Source organism: Nocardiopsis mangrovi (assembly GCF_042653925.1).
In the GTDB taxonomy this organism is placed as follows: domain Bacteria; phylum Actinomycetota; class Actinomycetes; order Streptosporangiales; family Streptosporangiaceae; genus Nocardiopsis_B; species Nocardiopsis_B mangrovi.
The window spans coordinates 152,908-172,696 of the sequence record NZ_JBHSFQ010000004.1; the positions used below are offsets into that span (position 1 = coordinate 152,908).

16 protein-coding genes and 1 riboswitch are annotated in these 19,789 nt (G+C 73.1%); of the genes, 5 read left to right on the top strand and 11 right to left on the bottom strand.

Annotated features, from left to right (window positions below):
• Positions 1–145: 145 nt before the first annotated feature.
• Positions 146–1,501, bottom strand: coding sequence for an aminotransferase class V-fold PLP-dependent enzyme (locus ACFO4E_RS06440; RefSeq protein ID WP_378572103.1), 1,356 nt, complete (start codon positions 1,499–1,501; stop codon positions 146–148).
• Between the two features lie 71 nt (positions 1,502–1,572).
• Positions 1,573–1,698: riboswitch (SAM riboswitch) on the bottom strand.
• Positions 1,699–1,973: 275 nt separating this feature from the next.
• On the opposite strand from ACFO4E_RS06440, the gene ACFO4E_RS06445 reads away from it, so the two are divergent.
• From ACFO4E_RS06445 to ACFO4E_RS06465, 5 genes are all read left to right on the top strand, one after another.
• Positions 1,974–2,348 carry a DUF3870 domain-containing protein gene (locus ACFO4E_RS06445; RefSeq protein WP_378572104.1) on the top strand — a complete coding sequence of 125 codons (375 nt, stop codon included), beginning with the start codon at positions 1,974–1,976 and terminating at the stop codon, positions 2,346–2,348.
• 51 nt (positions 2,349–2,399) lie between these two features.
• Positions 2,400–3,671: a CaiB/BaiF CoA transferase family protein gene (locus ACFO4E_RS06450; RefSeq protein ID WP_378572105.1), complete on the top strand. Its 1,272-nt coding sequence runs from the start codon at positions 2,400–2,402 to the stop codon at positions 3,669–3,671.
• An 88-nt stretch (positions 3,672–3,759) separates the two neighbouring features.
• Positions 3,760–4,950: an acyl-CoA dehydrogenase family protein gene (locus ACFO4E_RS06455; protein ID WP_378572106.1), complete on the top strand. Its 1,191-nt coding sequence runs from the start codon at positions 3,760–3,762 to the stop codon at positions 4,948–4,950.
• Positions 4,951–5,112: 162 nt separating this feature from the next.
• Entirely contained in the window at positions 5,113–5,580 is a 468-nt protein-coding gene (locus tag ACFO4E_RS06460; protein WP_378572107.1) for a nitroreductase/quinone reductase family protein, read from the top strand.
• A 226-nt stretch (positions 5,581–5,806) separates the two neighbouring features.
• Entirely contained in the window at positions 5,807–7,015 is a 1,209-nt protein-coding gene (locus tag ACFO4E_RS06465; protein ID WP_378572108.1) for a DUF418 domain-containing protein, read from the top strand.
• Between the two features lie 35 nt (positions 7,016–7,050).
• On the opposite strand, the gene ACFO4E_RS06470 is transcribed toward ACFO4E_RS06465, so the two are convergent.
• The 10 genes from ACFO4E_RS06470 to carB all read right to left on the bottom strand — a co-directional run bounded on the left by ACFO4E_RS06470 (position 7,051) and on the right by carB (position 19,785).
• Positions 7,051–8,583 carry an OFA family MFS transporter gene (locus tag ACFO4E_RS06470; protein WP_378572270.1) on the bottom strand — a complete coding sequence of 511 codons (1,533 nt, stop codon included), beginning with the start codon at positions 8,581–8,583 and terminating at the stop codon, positions 7,051–7,053.
• 203 nt (positions 8,584–8,786) lie between these two features.
• Positions 8,787–9,980, bottom strand: coding sequence for a methionine adenosyltransferase (gene metK / locus ACFO4E_RS06475; RefSeq protein ID WP_378572109.1), 1,194 nt, complete (start codon positions 9,978–9,980; stop codon positions 8,787–8,789).
• A 348-nt stretch (positions 9,981–10,328) separates the two neighbouring features.
• Positions 10,329–11,555, bottom strand: coding sequence for a bifunctional phosphopantothenoylcysteine decarboxylase/phosphopantothenate--cysteine ligase CoaBC (gene coaBC, locus ACFO4E_RS06480; RefSeq protein WP_378572110.1), 1,227 nt, complete (start codon positions 11,553–11,555; stop codon positions 10,329–10,331).
• Positions 11,556–11,601: 46 nt separating this feature from the next.
• Entirely contained in the window at positions 11,602–11,868 is a 267-nt protein-coding gene (gene rpoZ / locus ACFO4E_RS06485; RefSeq protein ID WP_378536727.1) for a DNA-directed RNA polymerase subunit omega, read from the bottom strand.
• A 91-nt stretch (positions 11,869–11,959) separates the two neighbouring features.
• Positions 11,960–12,556, bottom strand: coding sequence for a guanylate kinase (gmk, locus tag ACFO4E_RS06490; RefSeq protein ID WP_378572111.1), 597 nt, complete (start codon positions 12,554–12,556; stop codon positions 11,960–11,962).
• 353 nt (positions 12,557–12,909) lie between these two features.
• Entirely contained in the window at positions 12,910–13,230 is a 321-nt protein-coding gene (gene mihF, locus ACFO4E_RS06495) for an integration host factor, actinobacterial type (RefSeq protein ID WP_378536730.1), read from the bottom strand.
• Positions 13,231–13,553: 323 nt separating this feature from the next.
• Positions 13,554–14,255, bottom strand: a complete 702-nt coding sequence (gene pyrF, locus ACFO4E_RS06500) for an orotidine-5'-phosphate decarboxylase (RefSeq protein WP_378572112.1) — start codon at positions 14,253–14,255, stop codon at positions 13,554–13,556.
• A gap of 251 nt (positions 14,256–14,506) precedes the next feature.
• On the bottom strand, positions 14,507–15,454 hold the full coding sequence (locus tag ACFO4E_RS06505) for a dihydroorotate dehydrogenase (protein WP_378572113.1): 948 nt from the start codon (positions 15,452–15,454) through the stop codon (positions 14,507–14,509).
• 35 nt (positions 15,455–15,489) lie between these two features.
• Positions 15,490–16,386 carry a dihydroorotate dehydrogenase electron transfer subunit gene (locus ACFO4E_RS06510; protein ID WP_378572114.1) on the bottom strand — a complete coding sequence of 299 codons (897 nt, stop codon included), beginning with the start codon at positions 16,384–16,386 and terminating at the stop codon, positions 15,490–15,492.
• 96 nt (positions 16,387–16,482) lie between these two features.
• Positions 16,483–19,785, bottom strand: coding sequence for a carbamoyl-phosphate synthase large subunit (carB, locus tag ACFO4E_RS06515; protein WP_378572115.1), 3,303 nt, complete (start codon positions 19,783–19,785; stop codon positions 16,483–16,485).
• Between the last annotated feature and the right edge of the window lie 4 nt (positions 19,786–19,789).

The following is a 19,789-nucleotide window of genomic DNA, read 5'->3' on the forward strand; positions in this document are numbered from 1 at the left end:
CGCGAGCGAACGTACGCCGCCCCCCATTAGCGCCCGATGTTACCGGTCGTGAGTGATGTGTTTCACCATTGAATTATTTAACGGTGTCGAATGCAACCTTTACGGAGAAGATCGCGTTTTGACCGTTTTGTAGATTTATGACCCTTTATGCCGGAGTTCCCGGAAGGACATCGGGGAAGCCGCGGCCGTCGGGCACCGGGGCGATGCGCCCGTCGTCGTCCTCGTACTCCCAGCGGGGCCCGCGCGCGGCCAGCTCGGCGACGGCCCCGATCAGCCGGTCGACGTGCTCCTCGGTGGTCCCCAGCCCCAGGCTCGCCCGCACCGCCTGGGCGTGTCCCTCGGGCAGCAGGCAGCGCGTGAGCAGGTGCGCGCAGAACAGGCCGTCGCGTACCCCGATGCCGTACTCCGCCGACAGCGCCGCCGCGAGGAGGTCGCTGGGCAGCCCGTCGACGACGAAGGACACGATGCCCACGCGCGGGTGGCCGGCGTCCCACAGGCTCAGATCGCGCACCGCCGGAACGGCGGCCAGCCCGGCCCGCAGCCGGTCCAGGAGCGCCTGCTCGCGGGCGTGCAGGGCCTCCTGCCCGGCCGCGGTCAGCGCGTCGCAGGCCGCGGCCAGGGCGACCGCCCCCAGCACGTTGGGGCTGCCGGCCTCGTGCCGGGCCGGCAGGTCGTTCCAGCGGACGTCGTCCTCGGTGACGTTGCCGGTCGCGCCGCCGCCGGCGAGGTAGGGGGTGGCGGCCTGGAGCCAGTCGGTGCGCCCGGCCAGCACCCCGGCGCCGAAGGGGGCATAGAGCTTGTGCCCGGAGAAGGCGACGTAGTCGGCGCCGGTGTCCTCCAGGCTGAACCGCCGGTGGGGGACGAGCTGGGCGGCGTCGACCGCGATGCGCGCGCCTGCGGCGTGGGCGACGGCGGTCAGCTCCTCGACCGGCCAGATCTCGCCGGTCACGTTGGAGGCCGCGGTGACGCACAGCAGGCGCGGCCCCTCCGGCGCCGACCGCAGTGCCTCCCGTGCCGCCTCGACGGCCGCGGCCGGGCTCTCGGGCAGCGGCAGCCGCACGACGCGCCCGGCCCTGCTGCCGCGGTGCTGCCAAGGCAGCAGGCTCGCGTGGTGCTCGCCGGCGAACACCACGACGGTGCACTGGTCGGGGATGGAGCGGGCCAGCAGGTTGAGGGCGTCGGTGGTGCCGCGGACGAACACCACCGCGTCGTTGTCCCGGGCGCCGAGGAAGGCCGCCACCGTGCGCCGAGCGCGCTCGTAGGCCGCCGTGCTGACCTGGGAGTGGAACCCGGCGCCCCGGTGCACGCTGGCGTAGTAGGGCAGGGCGTCGCCGAGCACGTCGCGCACAGCGGTCAGACACGGGGCGCTGGCGGCGTAGTCGAAGTTGGCGTAGTCGACCTCTTCGCCGGTTACCAGCGGGATACGCACGCCGGCCCCGACTACGGCGAGGCCGGCGGTGGGGAGGGGATCGATGGTCGGGTTTTCGGCGACGGCAGTCATGGTGGCACCTCCAGGGCCCTCAGGGACCCCGGGAGGAGCGCACAGCAGCACTGCGGCTCCGGACCGGACGGGGTCCGCGCTTGCCTGACACGGTTACGAAGCGGTCGTGTCTCGACCTGGTCCTCACCCGGGGCACCCCACCGCGGAAGGAGGGTTGCCGGCCAGCAAGCCGGGGCTTGACGCTGGCGCTCATGACCTGCGGTGGACTATATCGCACCCGCCCGGAACCCACGCAACCCGGGCACCCGGGACCCCCGATCGAGCGTGCCTGTGGGCCCTGGAGGCGCCCCGCAGGCCGAGCGGGAGGCGCCGCGGGGCGGATCGGCGGGGGGAATTGACAATGGGCGGAGCCCATCGGTGATACTGGCCTCGTCTGCCCTCCCGCTGAGGACGCCCGGCTCTTCCCGGCCGCCCTGCCAGGCGCGAGACTCCAGCACACCGGAGTTTCACGCTGCCCAATGGAGGGGGACCCGTGCGCCGTCCCGATCGCACATCCGAGCTCTTGCAGGACCCCGATGTGGTCCTCGTCTCCGGCTACGCCCGGCTTCCCGACGGCGTGGCCAGCCACGCGCAGTACGAGCGCCTGGGCGTGGTCCTCGCGGTGAAGCTGTCCGACGGCCGCATCGTCGCCGCCGACACCACGCTGCTCACCGACCTCGCCAAGGACTTCTTCCGCGCCCTGGTCGAGGGGCTCTCGGTGACCTCCGACCTCGCCGAGATCGTCGAGCGCGTGCAGACCCGCTACGCCGGGCAGTCGGGCGCCGCCCTCACCACCGCGCTCCGCCGCTGCCTGGAGACCTACCACCAGCTGCGCGAAGGGGCCGCCGCACCCGCGGACCGGCCCTGACGCGCCACACCGGCTCACAACCGACCCCCAGCGGAGACGAGGAGCGCACAGGTGGAGACGACGAACGACGACGCGGCGGGCGGCGGCGCGGTGCCCCCGTCCGGCACGCCCCCGCCGCTGGCGGGGGTCCGGGTCACCGACCTGTCCCGGGTCCTGGCCGGGCCGTACGCGACCATGCTGCTGGCCGACATGGGCGCCGAGGTGGTCAAGGTCGAGCACCCCGGGCACGGCGACGACACCCGCGCCTGGGGACCCCCCTCGGCCGGGGGCGAGGCCGCCTACTACCTCGCCGTCAACCGCGGCAAGCGGAGCCTTGCCGTCGACGTCAAGGACCCCGACGGACTGGCCGCGGTGCGCGAGCTGTGCGCCGGCTCCGACGTGGTGGTCCAGAACTTCCGGCCCGGCGTGATCGAGCGCCTCGGGCTGGACCACGCCGCCGTCTCCCGGCGCAACCCCGCCGTGGTCTACTGCTCGATCACCGGGTTCGGCCCGGGGCACACCCCTGAGGGCCGGCCCGGCTTCGACCTCATCGTGCAGGCCGAGAGCGGGCTGATGGCCGTGACGGGCGACGCCGACGGGCCGCCCGCCAAGGTCGGGGTCGCGATCACCGACGTCCTCACCGGACTCAACGCCGCCGTCGCGGTGCTCGGCGCGCTCGTGCGCGCCCGCGCCACGGGCCGGGGCGAGCACGTCACCGTGTCGCTGATCAACTCCGCCCTGTCGAGCCTGGTCAACGTGGCCCAGAACGCCCTGGTGACCGGGGAGGAGCCCGGGCGCTTCGGCAACGCCCACGCCAGCATCGTGCCGTACCAGGCGTTCCCCACCGCCGACTCCGAGATCGTGATCGCCGCGGGCAACGACGCCCTCTACCGGCGGCTGTGCGAGGTCCTGGACCGCCCCGACCTCGCCGCCGACGCCCGGTTCGCCACCAACCCCGAGCGCGTCGCCCACCGCGCCGAACTCGTCGGCGAGATCAGCGCGACGCTGCGCACCCGCCCCGCCGCGGCCTGGACGGGCCTGCTGCTGGAGGCCGGGGTCCCGGTGGGCCGCGTGCGCGGCGTGCTCGACGCCGTGCGCACCGCCGAGGCCGCCGGCGACGACGTCCTGCTGGCCACCGACCACCCGCTCGCGGGGCGGCTGGAGACGGTCCGCGCGGGGTTCCGGACGGACTCCGCGCCGGCGGGGGCGGCCGGGGCACCGGCCGCCCCTCCCCCGCTGCTGGGCCAGCACACGTCCCGCGTCCTGGCCGAACTCGGCCTGCCCGCCGATCGGATCGACGCGATGCTGGCGCGCGGGGCCGCCTACCAGCACGGCGTCGAGTGATCCCGCCCCGGGCCACCGCACCGCACCGCGCCCCCATCCGCATCCGCTCCGACCGCAGGACACCCGGACCCGAAAGGACCACCACCCCATGAGTGAGCCGCGCAAGGCCGCCGCCCCCGACCCCCACGACTTCCTCGCCGTGGACGGCACGCTCTCGCCCGAAGAGCGCGACATCCGCGACACCGTCCGCGACTTCGCGGCGCGCGAACTGGTGCCGCGGGTCGCCGACTGGTTCGACGCCGGGACCATCCCCGACCCGCGCGGCCTGGCCAAGTCCTTCGGCGACCTCGGCGTGTTCGGCATGCACCTGGAGGGGTACGGCTGCGCCGGGGCGGGCGCCGTCGCCTACGGGCTGGCCTGCCGCGAACTGGAGGCGGCCGACTCCGGGCTGCGCAGCTTCGTGTCGGTCCAGGGGTCGCTGGCCATGGCCGCGATCCACAAGTTCGGCTCCGAGAAGCAGAAGGCCGATTGGCTGCCGCGCATGGCCGCCGGGGAGGCGATCGGCTGCTTCGGGCTCACCGAGCCCGACTCCGGCAGCGACCCGGGCTCCATGCGCACGCGCGCCCGCCGCGACGGATCCAACTGGGTGCTCGACGGCACCAAGATGTGGATCACCAACGGGTCGATCGCCGACGTCGCCGTGGTGTGGGCCGCGACCGACGACGGCATCCGTGGGTTCCTCGTCCCCGCCGGGACGCCGGGGTTCACCGCCAATGTGGTCCACCGCAAGCTGTCGCTGCGCGCCTCGATCACCGCCGAACTCGTCCTTGAGGGCGTGCGGCTGCCCGCGGACGCGCTGCTGCCGGGCTCGCGCGGCCTGGGGTCCCCCCTGTCGTGCCTCAACGAGGCCAGGTACGGGATCGTGTGGGGAGCGGCGGGGGCGGCCCGCGCCTGCTATGAGGCCGCCCGCGACTACGCGCTCACCCGCGAGCAGTTCGGGTCCCCCATCGCCGCCTTCCAGCTCACCCAGCGCAAGCTGGCCGACATGCTGGTCGACGTCAACCAGTCCGCGCTGACCGCGCTCCAGATCGGGCGGCTCAAGGACCGGGGCGACTGCCACCGCGACCAGGTCAGCTTCGGCAAGTTCGCCAATGTCGCCGCCGCGCAGCGGGTGGCGCGCACCGCGCGGTCGGTGCACGGCGCCAACGGGATCACCCTGGAGTACCCGGTCCTGCGGCACATGCTGAACCTGGAAACGGTGGCGACCTACGAGGGGACCGAGGAGATCCACGCCCTGAGCCTGGGCCAGGCGGTCACGGGGATCTCCGCGTTCCGCTGATCCCCGTGACCGCGGGGCCCGGCGCCGCGCGGGCGCCTGTGCGGCCGGGCCGGAGCGACCGCAGGTGGCGGCCCGCGGCGCGCCGCGCCGCGGGCCGTTCCGGCTCGCGGCGCTAACACCACAAAGCACAATATGGTGAGGAGCCGAACGAGGGAGATGCCGATGGGCAACGAAGCCACTCACTTCCGGATGACGAAGCTGAGGCGCACCGCCAACGCCGTCCTGGGAGGCTTCATCCGGTACGGGGTCGGCCCGTCCCGGGTGCAGCTGCTGACCACGCGCGGACGCAAGTCCGGCTTCCTGCGCACCACCCCGGTCGCCCTGGCCGAGACCGAGCAGGGCCGGTTCCTGGTCGCCCCGTACGGCGTGGTGGGCTGGGTGCGCAACATCCGCCGCGACGGCTTCGCCACGCTGCGCCACGGCGGGTGGATCGAGCTGGTCAGCGTCGTCGAGGTCGGCCCGGAGCGCGCAGCCCCGGTACTGCGCGAGTACGTGCAGGATCCGGGCACGGCGCTGGTGGTCGCCCCCTACTTCGAGGCGTCGCCCGACTCCCCCGTCGAGGAGTTCGAGAAGGAGGCGGCCGCCCACCCCGTCTTCGAGATCATCCGCAGCACCACCATCCGGATCTGACCGGGCGGCCCGGCAGGAGCCGGGCCGCCGGCGGCGCCCTGGTGCCGCCGGGCGGACCGCGGCTCGCGCGGGGGCGGTGGCCGTCCCGAGGCCGGGGTCTACATCCAAAGCATCATGGCCGATCGGCTGTCCGGGGGACGCGCGGCGCCCCCCGCCGCGGCCACCCTGAGAACCTGCGCGGCCGCCGAGGCGGCGGCCGCACCGGCCGATCAGGGGGCAGCACACGATGGACCCGACCGCGACCCGCTCCGCAGAGTCACCGCCCGGGCGGCCGAACGGGGGCGCGCGGCTGCCCCTCCTCGACGTCCTGCGCGGGACGGCCGTCCTGGGCACCCTCGGCACCAACGTGTGGCTCTTCGCGGCGCCCGGCGCCGAGGCCGCGGTCCTGTTCAACGGGGCCGCGCTCGCGCCGGTCGCCGCCGTTGCGGCCGACCCGTCGGTCGCGACGGTGCTGGAGGCGATCGTCCGCTTCGCGGCCAACGGCAAGTTCCTGGCCCTGCTGACCGTGCTCTTCGGGGTGGGCCTGGCCATCCAGTACCGGTCGGCCGAGCGGCACGGCCGCGCCTGGCCCGGCGCCTACCCGCGCCGGGCGCTGTTCCTCTTCGCGGAGGGCGCCGTCCACTTCACGCTGGTCTTCGCGTGGGACGTGCTCATGGGCTACGCCGTGACCGCCCTGGTGGTGGCCTGGCTGCTCGCCCGCACCGAGCGCGCGCGGCGCATCGCGCTGTGGACGGCCGCCGTGGTCCACGGCCTGCTGATGGTCCTGCTCACCTGGGGACTGTCGGCCCAGGCCACCGGTACCGGGGCGCCCGCCGACGTGGTCGGCCTCTACGCCCAGGGCGGCTACCTCGAACAGATCGCGTTCCGGATGGAGCACGCGGTGCCGCTGCGACTCGAACCGGTCATCTCCTTCGCGATGATGGTGGTGCTGTTCCTGGTGGGCGTCCGGCTCTTCCGCGCGGGCGCGTTCGGCGACGACGCCGCCGCGCGGCGCATCCGGGCACGGCTGATGGCGTGGGGCCTGGGGCTGGGGCTCCCGCTCAACATCGCCACGACCCTGGCGGGGCCGTCGTTCACCTTCGCCGACCGCTACCTGGCGGCGCCGCTGGTGGCGCTCGGGCTCATCGGGCTCATCGGCTGGGCGCTGGACCGGGTGCGGCGCCCGGGGGTGCTGGTCACCTCCCTGTCGTCGCTGGGCCGCACGGCGCTGAGCGGCTACGTGCTGCAGAACGTGCTGTGCGTGCTCGCCTGCTACGGGTTCGGCCTGGGACTGGCGTCGACGCTGGCCGGCACCGGCCCCTGGTGGGTTCTGGGCCTCTGGGCCGCGGTCTGCCTGGTGCTGCTGACGGCGTCGACGCTGTGGCTGCGCCGCTTCCGGCACGGCCCCTCGGAGGCCGTGCAGAAGTGGACGCTCGCCAAGCTCCCGGAGCGCTGAACGCCCCGCCGGGGGCGGTCCGCCCCCGGCCGCGGTCAGCCGGTGAACAGCCGGGCGGCGGTCAGCGCGACGCGGATGACCGCGTATCCCAGCAGCAGTGCGACCACCGCCCAGGACAGGACCAGCCACGGGATGCGGCGGGTGCCCCCGCCGGGGGCCTGGGGCCCGGTCCCGGGTGCCCGGAGGTCCGGTCCGGGCGCGGCCGCGGTGCCCTCGGGCTCGTGGAACCGCGCCGCGACCGGGCGGATCGCGAGGTTGGCGGCGAAGCCGACCGCCAGGATCGCCACCATGGTGAACAGCGGGGCCTGGTAGGCGCTCTGGGTCAGGGTCCCCGGCTCGCCCTCGGCGTCCAGGAATCCGTTGACGATGAGCGGCCCGGCGATCCCGGCCGCCGACCAGGCGGTGAGCAGCCGGCCGTGGATGGCCCCCACCTGGTAGGTGCCGAACAGGTCCCGCAGGTAGGCGGGCACGGTCGCGAAGCCGCCGCCGTAGAACGACAGGATGACGCAGGCCAGGACCACGAACAGCACCGTGGAGGTGCCGCCGACCGTGGCCAGCAGCGTGTAGCAGATCGCGCCCGCGCCCAGGAAGACGATGTAGACGGGCTTGCGGCCGATGCGGTCGGAGGCGGTCGACCAGCCGAACCGCCCGGCCATGTTGAACAGCGACAGCATGCCGACGAACCCGCCCGCGGCGACCGCGGTGACCGCGGTGGCCGTGCCGTCGCGGAAGAAGTCCTGGATGAGCGGGCTGGCGTGCTCCAGCAGCCCGATGCCCGCGGTGACGTTGCTGAAGAGCACCACCCACAGCAGCCAGAACTGCGGGGTGCGGATGGCCGTGGCGGCCGACACGCTCGCGGTGGTGATCATCGGGGCGCGGCGCACGGTTTCGGGGTCGAACCCGGCGGGCCGCCAGCCCTCCGGGGGCACCCGGATGAGCAGCACGCCCATGGTCATCAGCACCAGGTAGCCCAGGCCCAGGGTCACGAAGAGCCCGACCAGCGCTCCGCCGGAGGCGACCGATCCGGCCACCGCGGAGTCGTAGGAGGGGTCGTAGAACCCCATGAGCTGGTCGGAGACCGGGGTGGCGACCAGGGCGCCGCCGCCGAACCCCATGATCGCCATGCCGGTGGCGAGCCCCGGGCGGTCGGGGAACCACTTGATCAGGGTGGAGACCGGGGAGATGTAGCCGATGCCCAGGCCGATGCCGCCGATCACGCCGTAGCCGAGGTAGAGCAGCCACAGCTGCCCCGTGGCGATCCCCAGGGCGCCGATGAGGAACCCCGTGCTCCAGCACACGGCCGAGACGAGCATCGCCTTGCGCGGGCCGTTGCGCTCCACCCAGGTGCCGCCCACGGCGGCCGACAGGCCGAGCATGACGATGGCGATGGAGAAGATGACGCCGATCTCCGTCTGGCCCACGTCGAAATGCGCCACGAGCGAGTTCTTGTAGACGCTGGTGGCGTAGGCCTGCCCGATCGACAGGTGCACGGCCAGCGCGGCGGGTGGGATCAGCCACCGGTTGTATCCCCACGATGCGACGGAGCGCTCGCGGTCCAGTACGGCCAGCGCGGACAAGAGGTCTCCTCCCTACGGCCACCGCCGGACGACCGATGCGGACATACCGTATGCAGTAGCCACGCGACAGCATGCCATGAGACGCACGCCACTGGGAAGATCGAATCAGATCCGCTCGGGCCGTCGGCCGGGAAAGGTGAAACGGCCGCGCCCCCTGCGGGGCGCGGCCGTCGCGGTGTCGGCCCGGCGGCCGGTCAGGCGCCGACGGCGGACTTCAGGGCCTGGGCGCGGTCGGTCTGCTCCCAGGTGAACTCGGGCTCCTCGCGGCCGAAGTGGCCGTAGGCGGCCGTGCCGGAGTAGATCGGGCGCAGCAGCTGGAGGTCGCGCACGATCGCGGCCGGGCGGAGGTCGAAGACCTCCAGGACGGCCTTCTCGATGACGTCGGGGGCCACCTGCTCGGTGCCGAAGGTCTCGATGAACACGCCGACCGGGTGGGCCTTGCCGATGGCGTAGGCGACCTGCACCTCGGCGCGGTCGGCCAGCCCTGCGGCGACGATGTTCTTGGCGACCCAGCGCGTGGCGTAGGCGGCGGAGCGGTCGACCTTGGACGGGTCCTTGCCGGAGAAGGCGCCGCCGCCGTGGCGGGCGTAGCCGCCGTAGGTGTCGACGATGATCTTGCGGCCGGTGAGCCCGGCGTCGCCCATGGGCCCGCCGATCTCGAAGCGGCCGGTGGGGTTCACGAGCAGCCGGTAGTTGTCGGAGTCGAGGCCGTAGCTGGCCACGACCGGCTCGATCACGTGCTCCTTGATGTCGGGGGTCAGGAGCTCGTTGAGGTCGATGTCGGGTGCGTGCTGGCTGGAGACGACGACGGTGTCGAGCCGGACCGGGACCTGGCCGTCGTATTCGACGGTGACCTGGGTCTTGCCGTCGGGGCGCAGGTAGGGCACGGTGCCGTCGCGGCGGACCGCCGAAAGCCGCTGCGCCAGGGCGTGGGCGAGCTTGATGGGCAGGGGCATCAGCTCGGGGGTCTCGCGGTTGGCGTAGCCGAACATCAGGCCCTGGTCGCCGGCGCCCTGGCGGTCGAGGTGGTCGTCCTCGTTCTCGACGCGGGCCTCGTAGGCGGTGTCGACGCCTTGGGCGATGTCGGGCGACTGCGAGCCGATGGAGACGGACACCCCGCAGGAGGCGCCGTCGAAGCCCTTGGCGGAGGAGTCGTAGCCGATGGCCAGGATCTTGTCGCGGATGATGGCGGGGATGTCGACGTAGGTCTGCGTGGTGACCTCACCGGCGACGTGCACCTGTCCGGTGGTGATCAGGGTCTCGACGGCGACCCGGCTGGCCGGGTCGTCCTTGAGCATCGCGTCGAGGATCGCGTCACTGATCTGGTCGGCCATTTTGTCGGGGTGGCCTTCGGTGACCGACTCGGAGGTGAAAAGGCGACGAGACACGTTGAGGGACTCCTTGCAGCGGCTGCTGGCTGACAGTTGTCGGCGCGGCCCGGCACCGAGGGGCACGGGAGGCTCCTGCGGCGAACACCGTCCGACGCGGTTGGTTCTTGCTGTTCCACTGTAGTGGGCTGCCTCTGGCAGCACTCGAAGAGCGATGGTACGGCCCTCGCGACCCGGCCTTCGCCCGGGCGGCGCCGCGCCGCCGCGCGACCGCAGACGCCCTCTTCAGAACGCCCGCGGGCACAATGTGACGCACGACACATGACAATTTCCAGCCGTGTGCCGATCATGGCCCTGTACTGGGAATTCCGTAGCGTACAGCGAAACCGGGTCGCTGATGGCGCAACACTACCGATCGGTATCGTCGGACGCCAGGCGCGGTACGACGAGATCCCAGACACGGTCGGCCAGGTCCTCCTTGGGACCGTTGGGGATCTCGGTGGCCGAGCCGTCGGCGCCCAGCACCACCGCCTGGTTGTCCTCGGTCCCGAACGCCCGGCCGTCGCCCACCTGGTTGACGACCAGCAGGTCGCAGCCCTTGCGTTCGAGCTTGGCGCGGCCGTACTCCAGGACGTGGTCGGTCTCGGCGGCGAAGCCCACCACCACCTGGCCCGCGCGGGCGCGCTCGCGGCTGAGCTCCAGCAGGATGTCGGGGTTCTCGACCAGCTCCACGGGGGCGGGCCCGGCACCGGTCTTCTTGATCTTGCCCGCGGCGCTGGCCGCCGGCCGGAAGTCGGCGACGGCGGCGGCCATCACGATGACGTCGGCCTTGGCCCGTTCGGCGAGCACGGCCTCGCGCAGCTCCAGCGCGGAGCCCACTCGGCGCACATCGGCGCCAGCGGGGTCGGGCAGTCCGACGTTGGCCGACACGAGCACGACCTCGGCGCCGCGGGCGAGGGCGGTGGCGGCGAGCGCGTAGCCCTGGCGGCCCGACGAGCGGTTGCCGATGAAGCGGACCGGGTCGATGGGCTCGCGGGTGCCGCCGGCGGAGACGAGCACCCGCCGCCCGGCCAGGTCCGCGGGGGCCCGCCCGCGCGCCAGGACGCGCCGGGCCGCGGCGAAGAGGTGGTCGGGGTCGGGGAGCCGGCCCCGGCCGGTGTCGGCCCCGGTGAGCCGGCCCACCGCCGGGTCGAGCACGATCGCCCCCCGCGAGCGCAGGGTGGCGACGTTGGTGCGGGTGGCCGGGTGCTCCCACATCTCGGTGTGCATCGCGGGGGCGAAGACCACCGGACATCGCGCGGTGAGCAGCGTGTTCGTGAGCAGGTCGTCGGCGAGCCCGTGCGCCGCCTTGGCGAGAAGGTCGGCGGTCGCCGGGGCGACGAACACGAGGTCGGCCGCCTGGCCGATGCGCACGTGCGGAACGTCGTGGACACGGTCCCACACGCCGGTGGCGACCGGGCGCCCGGACAGGGCCGCCCACGTGGGCTCGCCCACGAAGCGCAGGGCGTCGGCGGTCGGGACGACCTGGACGCGGTGCCCGGACTCGGTGAAGCGGCGGAGCAGCTCGCACACCTTGTAGGCGGCGATGCCCGCGCCGACTCCCAGCACGACCTCGGGCGAGTGGTCAGTGTTCACAAAAGGGACTCTAGCCAACGGGCGCGGGGCGCCCGCGGTCCGCCCCTCAGGAACCCTCGTAGGGCTCCGCGGTCAGCAGCCCCGACTTGACCTCGCGCAACGCGATGGACAGCGCCTTCTCCTGCACCTGGGTCTCGACGAGCGGGCCGACGTATTCGAGCAGGCCCTCGCCCAGCTGGGCGTAGTAGGCGTTGATCTGCCGGGCCCGCTTGGAGGCCATGGTGACCAGGCTGTACTTGCTGTCGACGCATTCGAGGAGGTCGTCGATGGGCGGGTTGGTGATGCCTTCGGCGACGGGCCTGGTGCCAGCCACGTGGGTCCCCCTGGTGGGTCGTGGGCCCTGCGGCGGGCCTGCGGGATGGTTGTTCGCGCTCCCGAGCATATGCGACCGGGAACGCCGGGCCTCACACCTGCGGTGCGCGGACCAACGCTAGCAGTTCGTCCCGCACATCCTGCACGGATGTGTTGACGAGCGTGGTGTCGAACTCCTTCTCGGCGGCGAGTTCGACGCGGGCGGCCTCCAGGCGGCGCTGGATGACATCGGGGGCCTCGGTACCGCGCCCGGTGAGGCGGCGGACCAGCTCCTCCCACGACGGCGGGGCGAGGAAGACCAGCAGCGCCCCCGGCATGTTCTCGCGGACCTGCCGCGCGCCCTGGAGGTCGATCTCCAGCAGCACGGGACGCCCGGTCCTCAGGCGGTCCTCGACGGGGCGCCGGGGGGTGCCGTAGCGGTTGCCGGCGAACTCGGCCCATTCGAGGAGCTCGCCCTCTGCGATCAGCCGGTCGAACCCGTCGTCGTCGGTGAAGTGGTACTCGACGCCGTCGGTCTCGCCGGGGCGCGGGGGGCGGGTGGTCGCCGAGACCGACAGCCACACCTCGGGGTGGTGGTCGCGGATCTCCCGGACGACCGTGCTCTTGCCCACGCCCGATGGGCCGGACAGGACGATGAGCCGTGTGGCCGGGCCGACGGGGTCGGCCCCGGTGCCGGAGGCAGTGGACACGTGCGGATCAGACTCTCGGGACGGCGCGGGACGGACGGGCCTCCCGGGGCGGCGGCCGGAGGCGCCCGCGGGCGCGGTCTCCGGCGGGGCCGGGCCCGGGATGGTCGGTCTTTTATACCACTGAGCCGCGGTGCGGCCGGTGGTCCGCCCCGTGGGGGTCGCACCGGTCGCACCGCGGCCGTGTGTCCGCACCGTCACCGGCCGGCCGCGTGCGCGGCCCGCCGGGACGTCGTGTGGCGGCGGCCGGGCCCCGGACCGGGCGCCCGTGAAGGCGCCCGGTCCGGGGGTCCGCCGCTCGCGGCGGGCGCCGCCTCAAATGGGGGAGGCGGCGCCGCCGGTGCCGGCCGTACCGGCTATTCGCCGCCGCCGAACTCGCGCTCCAGGGCCGCGCGCTGGTTGGCGCCCAGGCCCCGGACACGGCGGGACTCGGCGATGTTCAGCCGCTCCATGATCTGCTTGGCGCGGACCTTGCCGACGCCGGGGAGCGATTCGAGCAGAGCCGAGACCTTCATCTTGCCGATGACGTCGTCGGCCTGACCGTCGGCGAGCACCTCGGAGAGGGACACGCCACCGTGCTTCAGCCGGTTCTTGACTTCCGCGCGCTCTTTTCTGGCCTTCGCGGCTTTCTCCAGAGCCGCGGCGCGCTGTTCAGGTGTGAGGGGAGGAAGGGCCACGCCGGGTCACCTCGGTTTTCTCTCGTATGTAGAGGGCGGACGCCTGCGCAAGTTAGTAGGTTCCGACCCCGTTCGGCAACGCAAAGTGGCCTTTCAAACGCTATTTCATCCAACTAATTACACTCTGTCATCATCCGATTGCGGAGAGGTGGCAAATTCAGGACGTTGGACCCTGTTGAACGCACTCCGGCGGCGACCGCAAAAGAGCACATCGCGCGGGCCGCGCAGGTCACCGCGGCCGTCCTTCGTCGAATTTCGGGTCATCACTTTCCGACACCTTTATAAGTCCGAAATCGGTCACGTCAGGCGAGGAAAAACACTTCTCACGCCGACGCCGACTCCGCCCGGCGCAACGCCGCCGCGATGGACGCCGCCGCCGCGCCGGGGTCGGCCGCGCGGGTGATCGGCCGCCCGATCACGAGCAGGTCGGCCCCTGCCGCGAGCGCCTGCTCGGGCGTCGCGACGCGCGCCTGGTCCCCCTTGTCCGCGCCCGCCGGGCGCACGCCGGGAGTGATCAGCGTGATGCCGGGGCCCACCTCGGCGCGCAGCGACGCGGCCTCCTGCGGCGAGCAGACGAGCGCCTTGGCGCCGGCCTCGACCGCCAGGACCGCCAGGCGCCGCGCGGCGTCCAGGGACGGCCCGCGCATCCCCACGCCCTCCAGTGCGGCGTCGTCGAGGGACGTGAGCACCGTCACGGCGGCGATGGCGGTGTCGGGCGCGGCCTCCACGGCGGCCGCGATCATGTCGCGCCCGCCCGCGGCGTGCACGGTGAGGATCGACGGTTTGAGCCGGGCGATGTTGCGCGCGGCGCCGGCCACCGTGGCCGGGATGTCGTGCAGCTTGAGGTCGAGGAAGACGGAGACCTTGGTGCCGCCGCGCAGCGTGGCGACCACTTCGGGGCCGTAGCGGAGGTACAGCTCCAGCCCCACCTTGACGGTGCTGACGTGGGGGGCGACGGCCGAGGCCCAGCGGGCCGCGGTCTCGATGTCGGGCGCGTCGATGGCGACGGCGATGGGCGCGGCCACGATCGGTCTCCTTACGTGTGACGTGTCGATGTGATGAGCGGGCATGTCCGGGCCGCCGGTGGGGTGGCTCGCACATGATCGGCATGGACACACTGCAACCTGCGATTCCCCTTTGCGGCCGGTTCATGCATGTGGCGGCACGATGTCTCCCCGCGGCCCCCAGTCGCACGCAGCGACCCGTTCAGGCCGCCGGGCAGGACACGGGCACCGGAGAGGCGACGGCCCGTTACAGGCCGCCTGAGCGCGCCGGATCAGTGTCGCCCCAGCGCAGCCCCCATGGGGCGGTGCGCGGCGCCGATCAGATCGCCGACCGAGGCGCCGCGCTCGACGAGGAGCTCCTCCAGCTCGCGCAGGACGCGCACGCACGCCGAGGGGTCGGAGAAGTTCACGGTGCCCACGGCGACGGCCGAGGCGCCCGCGGCCAGGAACTCCAGGGCGTCGGCGCCGGTGCGCACGCCGCCCATCCCGATGATGGGGACCTCGGGCAGGGCCGCGTGGACCTCGTAGACGCACCCCACGGCGATCGGCCGGATCGCCGGCCCCGACACCCCGCCCATGCCGCCGGCGACGGCCGGGCGCAGCGTGCGGGGGTCGATGGCCATGCCCCGCATGCTGTTGATCATGGACAGGCCGTCGGCCCGCGCCTCCACGCAGGCCTCCGCCAGGCCGATCAGGTCGGGCACGTCGGCGGCGAGCTTGGCGAAGACGGGGATGTCGGAGCGGGCGTGCGAGCGCACCGCGTGCACGATGGCCGCCGCCCCGGCCGGGTCGTCGGTGAAGTGCCGGCCCTGGGCCGCGGGGTCGGGGCAGGAGAGGTTGACCTCGATCATCCGCACCCCGGGCACGGCCGAGAGGCGGCGGGCCAGCTCGGCGTACTCGGCGGCGCTCCCGCCGGCGACCGAGGCGACCGCGCGCCCCCCGCGCGACAGCAGCCACGGCAGGTCGCGCTGGAGGAAGACCTCGACGCCGGGCCCCTGGAGGCCGATCGCGCTGAGCATCCCGCTGGGGGTCTCGGCCATGCGCGGGGCGGGCCGCCCGGCCCGGGGTTCCAGCATGACCGATTTGGTGATCACCGCGCCGATGCGGGCGATGTCGAAGAACTGCGCCAGCTCGCGGCCCGTCCCGGCGCACCCCGCGGCGGTCATGACGGGGTTGTCGAGTTCCACGTGGCTCAGCCGGGTCCGCAGGTCCGGGGTCATCGGGGCATGCCCTCCATCGTGATCGGCGGCACCGCTCAGCCGGCCTCGCGGTCGGCGATGCCGTCCTTGTCGGCGCGCGCCTTCCAGCCGGGGGCGCCGAGGGCGTCGAAGGGGATGGTGCCGACGTCGTCGAAGCGCACCCGCTCGCCCCGGAAGACCGGGCCGTCGACGCAGGAGCGCACCATGCGGGTGATGCCGTCGTCGCCCACGACCGGGATCACGCAGCTCATGCAGATCCCGGTGCCGCAGGCCATGGTCTCCTCCACCGACACCTGCACCGGGATCCCGTGGGCGGCGCCCACGGCGGTGACCTCGCGCAGCATCGGCATCGGCCCGCAGGCGTAGACGACGTCGGAGCGGGCGTCCTCGATCACCCCGCCCAGCGCGTCGGTGACGCGCCCGCGCACGCCGAACGAGCCGTCGTCGGTCGTGAACGTGGCGGTCTCGGCGACCCGGCGCGCCGTGATGGCGCTGAAGACGCGGTCGGCCGACGCCGCGCCCAGGACGAAGTCGACCCGGCAGCCGCGCCGGCGCAGCGACTGCGCCAGCGGGAACAGCGGGGCGCTGCCGGACCCGCCCCCGGCCAGGACGCAGTTGACGGGGTCGCGCGGCAGCGGGAAGGGCCGGCCCAGCGGGCCCACCAGGTCGAGCAGGTCGCGCGATCGGCGCTCGGCCAGCCAGGCGGTCCCGGGGCCGCGCACCGAGAACAGGAACTCGACGGTGCCGCCGTAGTCGGGCTTGACGTCGTGGATGGCGAAGGGGCGCCGCAGCAGCATGCCGGAGTGCTCCCCGCCGACCGACACCGACACGAACTGCCCGGACCGGAACCGCTCGGCGATGCCCGGCGCGACGACCGTGATGGCGTAGTACGCGTCCACGCGGCGCACGGTCAGCACGGGGCTCCGCATCTGCACCGGCCCGAAATCACTCACCCGCGGGTCCCGCCTCGATCACGTCGTACGTCGGCCCCGGCGGCGGGCCGGCCGGTGCCGGCCCGCCGCCGTCGGCGTGCATGGTCGCGCGTGCGCTCAGCCCGACGCGCCGCGCAGGGCCGCGGCGTGCTCCTGGAGGGAGCGCACGCCGATGTCACCGCGGACCAGGGACTCGATGCCCTGGACGGCCGCGGCCAGTCCCTGCACGGTCGTCACACTGGGCACGCCGCGCACCACGGCGGCGGTGCGGATCTCGTAGCCGTCCAGCCGCGGGCCGGCCTGGCCGGCGCTGCCGAACGGCGTGTTGACGATCAGGTCCACCTCGCCGTCGTGGATCAGTTGCACGATAGTCGGTTCGCCGTCGGTCCCGGGCCCGTCGCTGAGTTTGCGCACGACCCTGGCGGCCACTCCGTTGCGCCGCAATACCCAGGCGGTGCCCTCGGTGGCCAGGATCTCGAAGCCCAGGTCGGCCAGGCGCTTGACCGGGAACACCATGGAGCGCTTGTCGCGGTTGGCGACCGAGACGAACACCGATCCCGAGGTCGGCAGCGACCCGTAGGCCGCCAGCTGGGACTTGGCGTAGGCGGCGCCGAACGCGGAGTCCAGGCCCATGACCTCGCCCGTGGAGCGCATCTCGGGGCCCAGGACGGTGTCGACGCCCTCGCCCTTGCGGTCGATGAACCGGTTGAACGGCAGCACCGCCTCCTTGACCGAGACGGGGGCGTCCATGGGCAGCGTGCCGCCGTCGCCCTCGGCGGGCAGGAGTCCTTCGGCGCGCAGCTCGCGGATGGTGGTGCCGAGCATCACGCGGGCGGCCGCCTTGGCCAGCGGGACCGCCGTCGCCTTGGAGACGAACGGCACGGTGCGCGAGGCGCGCGGGTTGGCCTCCAGGACGTAGAGGACGCCCGAGGCGAGCGCGTACTGCACGTTGAGCAGCCCGCGCACGCCGGTGCCGCGGGCGATGCCCTCGGTGGAGTGGCGGATGCGCTCGAAGTCCTCGTTGCCGAGGGTGATGGCCGGCAGGGCGCACGCGGAGTCGCCGGAGTGGATGCCGGCCTCCTCGATGTGCTCCATGATGCCGCCCAGGTAGAGGTCGGTGCCGTCGTAGATGGCGTCGACGTCGATCTCGATGGCGTCGTCGAGGAAGCGGTCGATCAGCACCGGGTGCTCGGGGCTGACCTGGGCGTTGCGCTCGATGTATCCGGCGAGCATGTCGTCGTTGTAGACGATCTCCATGCCGCGCCCGCCCAGCACGTAGGAGGGGCGCACCATGACCGGGTAGCCGATCTCGTCGGCGACCCGCTTGGCGTCGGCGAAGGAGTAGGCGGTCCCGTGCTTGGGCGCGGGCAGCCCGGCGTCGGCCAGGACCTTGCCGAACTCGCCGCGGTCCTCGGCGAGGTCGATGGCCTCGGGGCTGGTGCCCACGATGGGCACGCCGGCCTCCTTGAGGCGGCGGGCCAGCCCGAGCGGGGTCTGCCCGCCCAGCTGGACGATCACCCCGGCCAGCGGCCCGCTGAGCTGCTCGGCGCGGACCACCTCCAGCACGTCCTCCAGGGTGAGCGGCTCGAAGTAGAGCCGGTCGCTGGTGTCGTAGTCGGTGGAGACGGTCTCGGGGTTGCAGTTGACCATGACGGTCTCGTAGCCGGCCTCCGACAGCGCGAAGGAGGCGTGCACGCAGCTGTAGTCGAACTCCACGCCCTGGCCGATGCGGTTGGGGCCCGAGCCGAGGATGAGCACCTTGGGCCGGGTGCCCTGCGGGACCTCGGTCTCCTCGTCGTAGCTGGAGTACAGGTAGGGCGTGCGGGCGGCGAACTCCGCGGCACAGGTGTCGACCGTGAGGTAGACGGGGTGGATGTCCAGGGTGTGGCGCAGGGCGCGGACGTCGTCCTCGGTGCGGCCGGTGATCTCGCCGATCTGGATGTCGGAGAAGCCCAGGCGCTTGGCCGACCGCAGCAGGTCGGCGGTCGGCTCCGGAGCGGCGGCCAGGGTGCGCGCGGTCTCCTCCAGCAGCAGCAGCTGGTCGAGGAACCACGGGTCGATCCGGGTGGACTCGTGCAGTTCGCGCACCGTCGCCCCGGCGCGCAGCGCCTGCTGGACCAGGCGCAGCCGGACCTCGGTGGGCACCCGCGCGGCGCGCAGCAGGTCGTCCTTGTCGCCGGGGTCGCCGGCCCAGGTGAACCCGATGCCCTGCTTCTCGACCGAGCGCATGGCCTTCTGGAGGGCCTCGGCGAAGGAGCGGCCGATGGCCATGGCCTCGCCCACGGACTTCATGGTGGTGGTCAGGCCGGGGTCGGCCCCGGGGAACTTCTCGAAGGCGAACCGCGGGACCTTCACGACCACGTAGTCGAGGCTCGGCTCGAAGCTGGCCGGGGTCTCGGCGGTGATGTCGTTGGGGATCTCGTCGAGGGTGTAGCCCACGGCCAGCTTGGCGGCGATCTTGGCGATGGGGAACCCGGTGGCCTTGGAGGCCAGGGCCGAGGAGCGCGAGACCCGCGGGTTCATCTCGATGACGATGATGCGCCCGGTCTCGGGGTGCACCGCGAACTGGATGTTGCAGCCGCCGGTGTCGACCCCGACGGCGCGGATGACCGCGATGCCGATGTCGCGCATGCGCTGGTACTCGCGGTCGGTGAGGGTCATGGCGGGGGCGACGGTGATGGAGTCGCCGGTGTGCACGCCCATGGGGTCGAGGTTCTCGATGGAGCAGACGACGACCACGTTGTCGTGGGCGTCGCGCATCAGTTCCAGCTCGTACTCCTTCCAGCCGAGGATGGACTCCTCCAGGAGCACCTCGGTGGTGGGCGAGAGCGCGAGCCCCTGGCCGGCGATGCGGCGCAGCTCGGTCTCGTCGTGGGCGAAGCCGGACCCGGCCCCGCCCATGGTGAAGGAGGGGCGCACCACGACGGGGTAGCCCAGCCGCCCGGCGGCGCCCAGGCAGTCGTCGATGGTGTGGCAGATGAGCGAGCGGGCGGACTCGCCGCCGATCCGGTCGACGATGCCCTTGAAGGTCTCGCGGTCCTCGCCGGACTGGATGGCGTCGATGTTGGCGCCGATCAGCTCGACGTTGTACTTGGCCAGCACCCCGGACTCGTGCAGGGCCACGGCGGTGTTCAGCGCGGTCTGCCCGCCCAGGGTGGGCAGCAGGGCGTCGGGGCGCTCCTTGGCGATGATCTTCTCGACCATGTCCGGGGTGATCGGCTCGACGTAGGTGGCGTCGGCGATCTCGGGGTCGGTCATGATCGTGGCCGGGTTGGAGTTGACCAGGACGACCCGCAGCCCCTCGGACTTGAGGACGCGGCACGCCTGGGTTCCGGAATAGTCGAACTCCGCTGCCTGCCCGATCACGATCGGCCCGGAGCCGACCACGAGCACGGAGGTCAGGTCACTTCTGCGCGGCATGGCG